This is a genomic window from Streptomyces sp. RPT161 (assembly GCF_027533845.1).
In the GTDB taxonomy this organism is placed as follows: domain Bacteria; phylum Actinomycetota; class Actinomycetes; order Streptomycetales; family Streptomycetaceae; genus Streptantibioticus_A; species Streptantibioticus_A silvisoli_A.
This window is the reverse complement of the sequence record NZ_JAPZVN010000011.1, coordinates 158583-170650: the sequence shown is the minus strand read 5'-3', so window position 1 is coordinate 170650 and position 12068 is coordinate 158583. Positions and strand designations below refer to the sequence as shown.

Here is a 12068-nt window from a genome sequence, read left to right as displayed (position 1 = left end):
CACGGGTCCACCCGTGGGTGGAGCCGCTCCACCCACCCCGGGTGCGATCGTGAAAGTCAAAGATCCCGTCGCGGGGGCGGATCCTGGACCGGTCGGAGGTGCCCGTCATGCATCACGCTGTGAACGTCGCGCTCACCCTCACCATCTGGGTGTGGGTGGCAGCCGAGGGGGTGCTCCAGATACGGCAACGACTACGCAGCGACGCCACCGAGCGGACGGAGTGGCTCAGCCTGCTGCTCATTCCTGTGCTGATCAGCTGCGGCATCATGCTGGCGGGACCGATCCGGCACGCCGTGCCCGCGCTGTCGTACTCCCCGCACGCCCTGGGGGTGCGGATGGTGATCCTGGTGGTGGCCTGGATCGGGATAGTGGTCAGGTTGTGGGCGATCATCGCCCTCGGCCGCTTCTTCCGCGGCACGGTGCACATCCAGCACGACCACCGGGTCGTCACCACCGGTCCCTACCGCTTCGTACGGCACCCGGCCTACAGCGGCATGCTGCTGGCGGCGCTGGACCTGGCCCTGCTGATGGACAACGCGGCGTCCTGGCTGGTGTTCACCGTCTGCTGCCTGGTCGCCCTGGGCTATCGCATACGGGTGGAGGAGCGGATGCTTCTCGACGCGCTCGGCGAGGAGTACCGGTCGTACGCCGCCCGGACCCGCAGGCTGATACCCGGCGCCTGGTAGCGCCCGCGGGGCCGCGGCGGCGACCGGATAGGATCGCCGGCGCCATGGAGATCGATGTCCGGTACACCAGTTTCGCCGCCGTGGGTGACTCCTTCACCGAGGGCATGTCCGACGGCCTTCCGAACGGCGCCTACCGCGGTTGGGCGGATCTGCTGGCGGCTCGGCTGGCCGCCCGCTCGCCCGGCTTCCGCTACGCGAACCTGGCGGTGCGTGGAAAGCTCATCGGCCAGATCGTGGCGGAGCAGACCCGGCCCGCCGCGGCGATGGGCGCGGACCTGGTGACGCTGGTCGGCGGGCTCAACGATGTGCTGCGGCCCAAGTGCGATGTCGAAGCGGTCTGCGCGCACCTCGAAGAAGCGGTGGCCAGCCTCGCCCCGACCTGTCGGCAACTGGTGCTGATGCGCAGCCCCGCCCGCCGCGGACCGGTGATGGAACGGATGCGGCCGCGCATGGAGCAGCTGTTCGACTTCGTCGACGAGCTGGCGGTCAGGCATGGCGCGCTGGTGGTGGACCTGTTCTCCTCGGAGACGCTGGGCGACCCCCGGATGTGGGCGGATGACCGGCTGCATCTGAACGCCGAGGGTCATCGGCGGGTGGCCGAAGCGGTGTGGCAGGCGCTCGGTCACGAGGCGGAGTCCGAGTGGAACGCGCCGCTGCCGGCGTATCTGCCACCAGGGTGGCTGGCGCGCCGCACGGCGGACCTCCGGTTCGCCCGTGAGCATCTGCTCCCCTGGATAGGCAGGCGGCTGACCAACCGGTCCTCGGGCGACGGCCGGCCCGCCAAGCGCCCCGAACTGCTGCCGTACGAGGGCTGACCGCGACGCGAGCACACCGCGAACCGCGGCACCGTACCGCCTCCCGGCCGGTACTGGTAGCAACCTACAAACCGGACCACCGCGCTGGCCTGCGTAAACCGCCAGTAGACTCTGGTCACGTGACCGTTAAGCCGCGCATCCCGAACGTCCTGGCCAGCCGCTATGCCTCGGCGGAGCTGGCCACCCTGTGGTCCCCGCAGCAGAAGGTGATCCTTGAGCGCCGACTGTGGCTCGCCGTGCTCCGGGCTCAGCGTGACCTCGGGATCGAGGTGCCGGAGCAGGCACTGGCGGACTACGAGCGGGTGCTGGAGCAGGTTGACCTGGACTCCATCGCGGAGCGGGAGAAGGTCACCCGGCACGATGTGAAGGCCCGCATCGAGGAGTTCAACGCCCTCGCCGGCCATGAGCATGTGCACAAGGGCATGACCTCGCGTGATCTGACCGAGAACGTCGAGCAGTTGCAGATCCGGCTGTCTCTGGAGCTGGTGCGCGACCGTACCGTCGCCGTGCTCGCCCGGCTGGGCGGGTTGGCCGCCGAGCACGCCGAACTGGTGATGGCGGGCCGTTCGCACAACGTCGCGGCGCAGACCACCACGCTCGGCAAGCGCTTCGCGACCGCCGCCGACGAGTTGCTGGTCGCCTTCGGGCGGGTCGAGGAGCTGCTGGACCGCTACCCGCTGCGCGGTATCAAGGGCCCGGTCGGTACGGCCCAGGACATGCTCGACCTGCTGGGCGGAGACGCCGCCAAGCTCGCCGAGCTGGAGACCCGGATCGCCGAGCACCTGGGCTTCTCCCGGGCCTTCACCTCGGTGGGCCAGGTCTACCCGCGCTCGCTGGACTACGAGGTGGTCTCCGCGCTGGTGCAGCTGGCCGCCGCGCCGTCCTCGCTGGCCAAGACGATCCGGCTGATGGCCGGGCACGAGCTGGTGACCGAGGGCTTCAAGCCGGGCCAGGTGGGCTCCTCGGCGATGCCGCACAAGATGAACACCCGCTCCTGCGAGCGGGTCAACGGGCTCGCGGTGATCCTGCGCGGATATGCCTCGATGACCGCCGAGTTGGCGGGCGACCAGTGGAACGAGGGCGATGTGTCCTGTTCCGTGGTGCGCCGGGTGGCGTTGCCGGACGCGTTCTTCGCCTTCGACGGCCTGCTGGAGACGTTCCTGACGGTGCTGGACGAGTTCGGAGCCTTCCCGGCGGTCATCGCCCGCGAGTTGGACCGCTACCTGCCGTTCCTGGCCACCACCAAGGTACTGATGGCCGCGGTACGCGCCGGGGTGGGCCGCGAGGTCGCCCACGAGGCGATCAAGGAGCACGCGGTGGCGACCGCCCTGGCGATGCGGGAGAAGGGCGCCGAGCGCAACGAACTGCTGGACCGGCTGGCCGCGGACGAGCGAATTCCGCTGGATCGGGCCGGACTTGAGGCGCTGATGGCCGACCGGCTGTCGTTCACCGGCGCCGCCGCCAACCAGGTCGCCGAGGTCGTACGGCGCGTCGAGGAGATCGCCGGGCGCTACCCGCAGGCCGCCGCGTACACCCCCGGGGCGATCCTCTGACCCCCGAGGAACTGGCTGCTGCCCGCGACCGCATTGTGCCGGATGTGGTCGCTGACGGCCTGCGCGTGCTGTTCTGTGGAATCAACCCCGGACTGCTGACGGCCCACACCGGCCATCACTTCGCCCGCCCCGGCAACCGGTTCTGGCCCGCGCTGCACGCCTCCGGTTTCACGCCGCGCCAACTCGCCCCGGCAGAGCAGGAGGAGCTGCTCGGCTACGGCCTCGGCATCACCAATGTCGCTCCTCGTGCGACCGCCAAGGCCGATGAGCTGAGCGACGAGGAACTGCGCGAGGGCGGCCGGGTGCTCGTCGCCAAGGTGCGGCGGTACCGGCCGCGCTGGCTGGCCGTGGCGGGCATCACCGCGTACCGCACGGCCTTCGGCGAGCGTACGGCCAGGATCGGCCCGCAGGAACGCGTCATCGGCGGCACCCGGATATGGGCGCTGCCCAACCCCAGCGGTCTGAACGCCCATTGGACACCGCGCACCATGGCCGAGGAGTTCGCACGGCTCCGTGCGGCGGCGGACCAGGCCTGAGGGCCGCGCGGGCATTCGGCGAACACGTTCCGGTCAAGGCCGGATCAGTACTGGTCCGGACCAAGTTGGCACTATTCGCCGCATTGGGTCGGGCCGGGTACGATCCCGCAAACACGCATCACCACCAGGTGCCCGACCCGGCGGATATCCAGCCGGGCGGGACGGAGACGCCGGCGCGCTCGCGGTGGGGTCATGCGTACAGTCAGGGAGGCGGACGTTGGGGCGGCTGACCGGCGGGGACCCGTCCCTGCTGCGCAGAATCAATTCAGCGGTGGTACTCCACACACTGCGTGGTGAACGACCCCGCACCCTCACCGAACTTGTCCGCGCCACCGGCCTGTCCAGGCCGACCGTCGAGGGTGTGATCGACGGTCTGACGCAGGCCGGCCTGGTGGTGGAGGCGGCCGCCGACCCCGGTGACGCCCGTAAGCAGGGGCGTCCCGCGCGCCGGTTCCGGTTCCATGCCGAGGCGGGCCATCTGCTGGGCATCGAGATCGGAGTGCACCAGGTGCGGGTGGTGCTCGCCGACCTCAGCGGCCGGGTGCTGAACTGGCTGGGGCATGACCTCGACGAGCTGATCCCCGCCGAGGAGCGGCTGGAGCGGGTACGCGGCGCCGTCGCCGAGTCGCTGCGGACCTCCGGGGTGGCGCGCAGCACTCTGTGGGCGGTGGGAGTGGGCAGTCCGGGCATCGTGGAGGCGGACGGCACCGTCCGGCTGGGTACGGCGATGCCGGGGTGGACCGGGCTGCCGCTGGGCGACCGGTTGCGCCGCTCGTTCCGCTGCCCGGTACTGGTGGAGAACGACGCCAACGCGGCTGCCGTCGCCGAGCACTGGACGGGCGCGGCGCAGGGCAGCGAGGACATCGTCTTCGTGATGGCCGGGCTGAGTCCGGGCGCCGGTTCGCTGATCGGCGGGCGGCTGCACCGCGGCTTCGGCGGCGCGGCCGGTGAGATCGGCGCGCTGCACCTGCTGGGCCGGGAGGCGACCCCTGAACGCTTGCTGTCGACCACGGGCACACCGCTGGACCCGTTGGACGAGCCCGCGGTGGCTCGGGTCTTCACGCTCGCCCGGGACGGCGACCCACTGGCCCGTGAGGCGGTGGACCGCTTCCTACGGCGGCTGGTGCACGATGTGGCGGCGCTGGTGCTCGCGCTCGATCCGGAACTCGTCGTCCTGGGCGGCTGGGCGGCAGGTCTCGACGGCGTACTGGAGCCGCTGCGCGACGAGTTGGCCCGCTACTGCCTGCGCCCGCCGAAGGTGGCGTTGTCCTCGCTGGGCGAGGAGGCGGTGGCCACCGGTGCGCTGCGACTGGCACTCGACCATGTCGAGGAGCAGCTGTTCGCGGTGGACCGGGCCGCCTCGGTACGCCGTTGAGAGACCCTGCGCCGGGCACTCCGTGACGCTCTGTCAGGAAGCCTGCCTGCGTTCCGGGTTGCCGCCATGGCCGTGGTGGGTGATCTGCATGGTTCCGGCGTCGCCGAAGGTCAGTCGGCAGGTGTCGGCCCGGTATGTCGCGACGGAGGCCGCGGCGACCCGTCCGGCGGCGAAGTAGCGGGTGGTGACGAGCAGCACCGGGGCGCCGGGCAGGCGCTCCAACTGCTTGGCGTCCTCCGCGCGAGCCGAGCCGAGTTCCACGGCACGGTCCTCGCCCTCCAGTTCAAGCCGGTGCAGCTCGCGCAGCACGGCATGCGCGTGCGCCCCCGGAGTCAGCATTTCCGGCAGTCCCGGAACGGAAGCCGGGGGTATGTACAGCAACTCGGTGGCGACCGGCTGAGCGTGCGTCATCCGCACCCGCCGGATGGTGTGCACCGGGCGGTCACCCTGCGCCGACGCCCCGAGCAGTCGCGCCACGTTGGCGGGTGCGGCGGTCTCGGCGCAGCCGATGGACCGCCAGGCGTCGTTGCCCTCACCCGGCCAACTGCCTTGTGCCGGGCCGACGGAGATGCCGATGCGCGGCGGCGCGACGGTGGTGCCGACGCCACGGCGCCGTTGCAACCGCCCCTCCAGCTCCAACTGCTCCAGGGCCTGGCGGAGCGTGGCCCTGGCGACACCGAAGCGCGCCGCCAACTCCCGCTCGTTGGGCAGCACTTCACCCACCGCGAACTCGGAGTCGAGCGCATCACCCAGAACGGTCTTCAGATGCCAGTACTTCGGTTCTTGCGGCGCCCCTAGCTGCGTGGTCCCCACCCTGTCCTCCGCATCCGGCGTGTGTCGGCATGTGCCCTACGGGCTTGCGCGCCCCGGATGTTGACCACCCCGGGGGTTTCTCACCCTTATTTATTAAGGGTTGTTTCAGTACTCTCACCGCGACCATAGGACCGGGCCACCCCTTGGTCAAGACCAATCCTCGCTTCCCTACCCCCTGTGCGCACGACACTACGCGCAGCGTTCACGCCAAGTTCGCACACGCCGTTTCCCACTCCCCTATCGGGAGAAAACGGGGCAGCGGGCCGGAACCGGTGGTGCGCTAGCGTTCTAGATCACCGGCGAACGCGTTCGCCGTACAAGACGCGACAGTGGGAGCGGAGCGGATGAGTCCAGTCACGGTGGTCACCGGCGGCAGCAGGGGAATCGGAGCGGCCGTCGTCCTACGACTGGCCAAGCAGGGGCACCGCATCGGCATCGGGTACGAGCGCGCCGCCAACGCCGCACTCGACGTCGCCGAACGCGTTCGCGACATGGGCGGCGAATGTGTCGTGGTCCAGGTGGACACCAGCGTCGAGGAGCGGGTCGACGCGCTGTTCGACGCCGTCAAGGAGCGCCTCGGGCCGATCACCGGACTCGTCAACAACGCGGGAATCACCGGCCCGTTGGGCAGGTTCACCGAGACCCCGGTCGAGGTTATGCGCCGGGTGGTGGACGTCAACGTGCTGGGCGCGATGACGTGCGCCCGGCGGGCAGCGCTGGAGATGTCCACCCGGCACGGCGGCGACGGCGGCGCCATCGTCAACATCTCCTCCGGCGGCGCGACGCTCGGCAGCCCGGGCGAGTACGTGCACTACGCCGCGAGCAAGGCGGCGGTCGACGCGCTCACCATCGGCCTCGCCAAGGAACTGGCCCTGGACGGGGTGCGGGTCAACTCCGTACAGCCCGGCATGACGGTGACCGACATCCACGCGGCGATGGGCGATCCGGAGCGGCCCTGGCGCAACCCCGAGCGGGTGCCGATGGGACGGCCCGGCGAGCCGGACGAGATCGCGGCGGCCGTCGAGTGGCTGCTGTCGCCGGACGCCTCGTACACCACCGGCGCCGTCCTACGGGTGGCGGGCGGCCTGTAACCGGCCCTGACCCGAACGGCCGAACGCGTTCCGGATGGGCGCCGCCCGCTCCCGCCGGGGTGGGCGGCGCCGGGCGTACCGCCATCCGGCGCGGCTGCCCGGGCGCAAGGGCTCGGGGCGGCTCAGAATGGCCCTGCGCGTCACCGCGGCGGCGACACTTCGCAGGCCACCGCGCCGGACGTGTCTTGGTCGTGGCGACAGCGCGGTGGGCACCAACACCGAGGTACGGAGGGCTGGTTGGCCTCAACACTTTTGTGACTGGCAAGACCCTTGCCGTGACCACCTGTCGGCCGGACAGTGTTACCCAGGGGTTACCACTGAGTAGGGACCGGAGCGACACATGACCACCACCACGGCTATGACCTCCTTCGTCCATGTCGCCCCGGCCGGGCGGCCCACGGTGACGGCGGCGTACGAGCGGCACGGCATCGGTGAGCCGCTCGTCCTGCTGCACGGCATCGGGCACCACCGCCAGGCATGGGACCCGGTCGCCGACGCGCTGGCCGCCCACCGCGAGGTCATCGCCATCGACCTGCCCGGGTTCGGCGAGTCGCCCGCGCAACCGCCGTCCATCCCGTACTCGCTGGACTCCGCGGTGGAGGTGTTCGCCGCAATGTTCAGCGCACTGGACGTCGAACGCCCCCACATCGTCGGCAACTCCCTGGGCGGGCTGATCGCCCTGCACCTCGCGCGCGCCGGTCACGTGCGCAGCGTGACCGCCCTGTCCCCCGCCGGGTTCTGGACCGAACCCGAGCGGATCTACGCCTTCACGGTGCTCAGCACCATGCGGCGCGGCGCACGCCTGCTGCCGCCCGCCACCGTCGAGAAGATGGCCCGCAGCGCCGCCGGACGGGCGGCGCTGACCGGCAGCATCTACAACCGCCCCGGGCGGCGGTCGCCGGAGGCGGTGACCGCCGAGACCAGGGCGCTGCGCGAGGCGCCCGGCTTCGAGGCCACCTTGTCGGCGGGCCGAAGGGGCGTGCTGTTCGAGGGCGGCATCTCCCGGGACGTCCCGGTGACCATCGGCTGGGGGACCCGCGACCATGTGCTGGTGCGGCGCCAGGGCGTACGCGCCAAGCGGGTGGTGCCGCACGCCCGGCTGGTCCGGCTGCCGGGATGCGGCCATGTGCCGATGAACGACGACCCGCGGCTGGTCGCCCGGGTGATCCTGGACGGCAGCCGCTGATCCACCGTTCCCCCGGCCCCCCGCCCCTGCCCGGCCCGGATGTCAGTGCCCCGGTCTAGTGTGGGAACCACGAAGACAAGGGGGTGGAACGGTGGGCGGGTTCACCTATGACGAGGTGGGGGCGGTAGGGCGGATCGAAGAACTGCCGCCGCCCGGATACCACCTCTTCCGCGTCCGCACCCGGATCGGTGACGGGCCGTCGGTACTGTCCGCCGCCGGCGAGGCGGTGCTCGGCTGGCGCATGCACCGCGCGATGGGGGTGCGGATGGACGCCACCGCCGAACGGGCCGCGCCGGGGGTGCGGGTCGTGGTGGGCCTCGGCATCGGGCGTTGCCGAATACACGCGCCCTGCGAGGTGGTGTGGACGGTGCGCGAGCCGCACCGGATCGGTTTCGCCTACGGCACACTTCCGGGTCACCCCGAGCGCGGCGAGGAGTCGTTCGTCGTGGAGCGGGAGGCCGACGGAGCGGTCTGGCTGAGCGTCACCGCGTTCAGCCGTGCGGCGAGCTGGTACATGCGCGCCGCGGGACCGCTGGGACGTGCGCTGCAACGCGCCTACGCGCGGTGGTGCGGAGTGACGCTGCGCCGCTTGACCCGAGCCGACATGACCCGATCCGCGGCATCCGGCGCCAGCCTCGCCCCCGCTTCCCCGGGATACCGGGTGGACGGTAGTAAAGGGGACAACTAACCCACACCGGGCCTCCTTTACCCATCCGTCACGAAGCGTTCGTGATCACGCAACACGCGTTCGACAGGGTGGGAACCATGAATCAATCGTCACAGTCACCAGCTGTATCCCGCCGCAGCCATCACCACTGGCGCCGCGAGGCGGTGGAACTCGCGGCCGTCTTCGTCGCCGTGGCCGCGGCCGACCTGGCCGCGAACCTGATGGCGCACGGTCCCGGCGGCCCCGTACTACTCACCGGCTCGGCCGTACTGCTGTTGGCGGTCACCGGGTTCCACACATGGTGGTCTCGCCGCCACGGTCACTCACCTCCCGGCCCACCGGCGCCGGATACCGCCACGTCCCCGGTGGCCGGTGAGTCCGTGCTGTGGCGGCTGCGCACCACCGTGTGTGACACACCGGGCAGCCTTGCCGCGCTGTGCGGTGCGCTCGCCGCCGAGGGCGTGGACATCCTCACCCTGCAAACCCATCCGCTCTCCGACGGCACCGTGGACGAGTTCCTGGTCCGCGCGCCGAGCACCGCGCAGTCGCAGGAGCTGATCCGCACGGTGTCCACCGCGGGCGGCCGGGACACCTGGCTGGAGCGGGCCGACACCCACGACCTGGTGGACACCCCCACCCGGGTCCTGACCCTGGCCACCCGCACCGCCCTGGACACCGCGGAACTCCCCCTCGCGCTGCGCCAGTTGCTGGGCCGCTGCCGGATACGGTCACTGCCCGCCGGGAGCGGTGAACTCCCGCCTGCGGACGGTGTGCTGGAGGAGTTCGCGCTGCGGCTGCGGGACCCGTCCGGCGGCACGCTCGTCATCGAGCGGCCCTATCTGCCGTTCACCCCGACGGAGTTCGCCCGGGCCCGGGCGCTGGTCGAGCTGGACGCCCAGCTGGGCACCAGGGTGCCGCATCGCCGCGATGTGCTGACGTTGCCGGAGGGCAACGAGATCACCGTGCGCCGCGCCGGTCCCGCCGACCTTCCGGCCGCCCAGGCGATGCACGACCGCTGCTCGCCCACCACGCTCAGCCGCCGCTACCACGGCCCGATAGGCGACGCCACCCGCTACCTCGGCCATCTACTCAGCCCGCGCCACGGTCGCACCCTCGCGGTCGAGACGGCGTCCGGCAGGCTGGTCGCCCTCGGCCATCTGCTCTGGGACGGTGACGAGACCGAGGTCGCGCTGCTGGTGGAGGACGAGTGGCAGGGCCGTGGCGTCGGCGCGGAGCTGCTGCGGCGGCTGGTCGCACTCGCCCAGGAGGCGGGCTGCGGCGCGGTGTACGCGGTCACCAAGTCCGCGAACACCCCGATGGTGGCGGCCATGCGCAACCTCGGCCTGCCGTTGGACTACCTGGTGGAGGACGCCACCCTGGTCATCACCGCGACCCTGAACCACTCCGCCGAGAACAGTCCCCGAGTACAACGGCAGCCGCACGGGCACCAGCACACAAGGGAGTTGTGACTGACCGCCCGCCGCCGAGTGGTCCCGTGGCCGCCTCCCGTCGCCCCCGCCACGGGGCGGTGGGAGGCGGCCGTCGCGCAGAGCACAAGCGCAAAGTGATCGACGCGGGACCGGCTCCCGTACCAGGATGGCCGCATGTCCGATACACCTGACGCTGCCAAGAGCCGACCGGACCATCGGCTCCCGCGGGCGATCGCCGACGCCTACGTTGACGCGCTGGCCGAACTCGACCCGCTGACCGGCCTCTACCTCGGTCTGAACCCGGGCGACGACCGGCTGCCCGACTTCTCCCCGGCGGGCTTCGACGCCCTTGCCGACCTGTCCCGGCGCACCCTCGCCGAACTGGACGCCGCCGAGGAGGCGGGCGGCTCCCGGGACGAGGCCGAACGCCGCTGCGCACGGCTGCTGCGCGAACGGCTCACTGCCGGGCTCGCCGTGCACGACGCGGGGGAACGGCTGCGGTGGATCAGCAACCTCAGCTCTCCCGTGCACTCGGTGCGGGAGGCGTTCACGCTCATGCCGACCAAGACCGAAGCGGACTGGACCGCGGTCGCCGGGCGGCTGCGCAACGTGCCCGAGGCACTCAGCGGTTACCGTGCCTCGCTGGAGGCGGGCCTGGCGCAGGGCCTGCCTGGTGGGCCGCGCCAAGTCGCCACCGTCATCGAGCAGTTGACCGAGTGGACCGGTGACGAGCGCAGCTGGTTCGCCGAACTCGTCGCCACCGGACCGCAGGCACTGCGCGGCGAACTCGACACGTCCGCCGCCAAGGCCACCGCCGCCGTCGCCGAACTGCGCGACTGGCTGCGCGACAGCTACGCCCCCGCGGTCCAGGGCACCGCCGACCCAGTGGGCCGTGACCGCTACGCGCTGTGGGTACGCGAGTGGACCGGCGCCGACCTCGACCTGGACGAGGCGTACGCCTGGGGCTGGCAGGAGTTCCACCGCATCCACGACGAGATGCGCGCCGAGGCGGAGAAGGTGCTGCCCGACTCGACGCCACGCGAGGCGCTGGCCCATCTGGAGACGGCGGGCGAGGCCGTCGAGGGGGTCGAAGCGGTACGCGAATGGCTCCAGGGGCTGATGGACGAGGCGATCGCCGCGCTGGACGGGACGCACTTCGACCTCGCGGAGCCGGTGCGCAAGGTCGAGGCGATGATCGCCCCACCGGGCAGCGCGGCGGCGCCGTACTACACCAGCCCGGCGCTGGACTTCTCCCGTCCGGGCCGGACCTGGCTGCCGACGCTGGGCCGCGAGCGCTTCCCGGTCTACGACCTGGTCAGTACCTGGTACCACGAGGGCGTGCCCGGCCACCATCTGCAACTGGCCCAGTGGGTGCACGTGGCGCCGCGGCTCTCCCGCTACCAGGCCTCGGTGGGCCTGGTGAGCGCCAACGTCGAGGGCTGGGCGCTGTACGCGGAGCGTCTGATGGACGAGTTGGGCTTCCTCACGGATCCGGGCCGCCGACTGGGCTACCTGGACGCGCAGATGATGCGCGCGGTCCGGGTGATCATCGACATCGGAATGCACCTGGAGCTGCCGATCCCCGCGGACTCGGCCCGGCGGATCGGCTGGTCGCACGGCGACGGCCAACGCTGGACACCCGCGCTGGCCCGGGAGTTCTTCGGACTGCACAGCGGGCGGCCGGCGAAGTTCCTGGACAGTGAACTCGTTCGGTACCTGGGCATGCCGGGCCAGGCGATCGGCTACAAGCTGGGCGAGCGCGCCTGGTTGACCGGCCGCGAGGCCGCCCGGCAGGCGCACGGCGCCGACTTCGACGCCAAGTCCTGGCACATGGCGGCCCTCTCCCAGGGTTCGCTGGGCCTGGACGACCTGGTGGACGAGCTGTCCCAGCTCTGACACCGCCCGAGCCGACGGCG

Annotated in this window: 11 protein-coding genes; 10 read left to right on the top strand and 1 reads right to left on the bottom strand. The window is 71.5% G+C overall.

Features of this window, described 5'->3' with window-relative positions:
• The first annotated feature begins 107 nt into the window (after positions 1-107).
• The 5 genes from O5O46_RS22200 to O5O46_RS22180 all read left to right on the top strand — a co-directional run bounded on the left by O5O46_RS22200 (position 108) and on the right by O5O46_RS22180 (position 4965).
• On the top strand, positions 108-686 hold the full coding sequence (locus O5O46_RS22200) for a methyltransferase family protein (RefSeq protein WP_269857283.1): 579 nt from the start codon (positions 108-110) through the stop codon (positions 684-686).
• A gap of 44 nt (positions 687-730) precedes the next feature.
• Positions 731-1501, top strand: a complete 771-nt coding sequence (locus O5O46_RS22195) for an SGNH/GDSL hydrolase family protein (RefSeq protein ID WP_269857282.1) — start codon at positions 731-733, stop codon at positions 1499-1501.
• Between the two features lie 119 nt (positions 1502-1620).
• Entirely contained in the window at positions 1621-3054 is a 1434-nt protein-coding gene (purB, locus tag O5O46_RS22190; protein WP_269857281.1) for an adenylosuccinate lyase, read from the top strand.
• On the top strand, positions 3051-3590 hold the full coding sequence (gene mug, locus O5O46_RS22185; RefSeq protein WP_269857353.1) for a G/U mismatch-specific DNA glycosylase: 540 nt from the start codon (positions 3051-3053) through the stop codon (positions 3588-3590). Before purB ends, mug begins: the two co-directional genes overlap by 4 nt.
• Before the next feature lie 217 nt (positions 3591-3807).
• A complete protein-coding gene (locus O5O46_RS22180; protein WP_269857280.1) occupies positions 3808-4965 on the top strand; it encodes an ROK family transcriptional regulator in 1158 nt (385 codons plus the stop codon).
• A gap of 33 nt (positions 4966-4998) precedes the next feature.
• Here the strand turns inward: O5O46_RS22180 and O5O46_RS22175 are convergent, their stop codons facing one another.
• Complete coding sequence (locus O5O46_RS22175) at positions 4999-5778, bottom strand: GntR family transcriptional regulator (protein ID WP_269857279.1); 780 nt, start codon at positions 5776-5778, stop codon at positions 4999-5001.
• A 344-nt stretch (positions 5779-6122) separates the two neighbouring features.
• Between O5O46_RS22175 and O5O46_RS22170 the strand changes: the two genes are divergently transcribed.
• The 5 genes from O5O46_RS22170 to O5O46_RS22150 all read left to right on the top strand — a co-directional run bounded on the left by O5O46_RS22170 (position 6123) and on the right by O5O46_RS22150 (position 12048).
• Positions 6123-6869, top strand: coding sequence for an SDR family oxidoreductase (locus O5O46_RS22170; RefSeq protein WP_269857278.1), 747 nt, complete (start codon positions 6123-6125; stop codon positions 6867-6869).
• 340 nt (positions 6870-7209) lie between these two features.
• A complete protein-coding gene (locus tag O5O46_RS22165; protein WP_269857277.1) occupies positions 7210-8055 on the top strand; it encodes an alpha/beta fold hydrolase in 846 nt (281 codons plus the stop codon).
• Positions 8056-8146: 91 nt separating this feature from the next.
• Positions 8147-8743 (top strand): DUF1990 family protein, encoded by a 597-nt coding sequence (locus tag O5O46_RS22160; RefSeq protein WP_269857276.1) that lies wholly within the window; start codon positions 8147-8149, stop codon positions 8741-8743.
• 77 nt (positions 8744-8820) lie between these two features.
• Positions 8821-10191, top strand: coding sequence for a GNAT family N-acetyltransferase (locus tag O5O46_RS22155; protein ID WP_269857275.1), 1371 nt, complete (start codon positions 8821-8823; stop codon positions 10189-10191).
• 135 nt (positions 10192-10326) lie between these two features.
• Positions 10327-12048, top strand: coding sequence for a DUF885 domain-containing protein (locus O5O46_RS22150; protein WP_269857274.1), 1722 nt, complete (start codon positions 10327-10329; stop codon positions 12046-12048).
• Positions 12049-12068: the final 20 nt, after the last annotated feature.

Bases quoted from the DNA above. Each gene is read 5' to 3' on its own strand.
- O5O46_RS22165 (WP_269857277.1), top strand. From the start codon at position 7,210: ATGACCACCACCACGGCTATGACCTCCTTCGTCCATGTCGCCCCGGCC.
- O5O46_RS22195 (WP_269857282.1), top strand. From the start codon at position 731: ATGGAGATCGATGTCCGGTACACCAGTTTCGCCGCCGTGGGTGACTCC.
- O5O46_RS22155 (WP_269857275.1), top strand. From the start codon at position 8,821: ATGAATCAATCGTCACAGTCACCAGCTGTATCCCGCCGCAGCCATCAC.
- O5O46_RS22200 (WP_269857283.1), top strand. From the start codon at position 108: ATGCATCACGCTGTGAACGTCGCGCTCACCCTCACCATCTGGGTGTGG.
- O5O46_RS22150 (WP_269857274.1), top strand. From the start codon at position 10,327: ATGTCCGATACACCTGACGCTGCCAAGAGCCGACCGGACCATCGGCTC.
- O5O46_RS22170 (WP_269857278.1), top strand. From the start codon at position 6,123: ATGAGTCCAGTCACGGTGGTCACCGGCGGCAGCAGGGGAATCGGAGCG.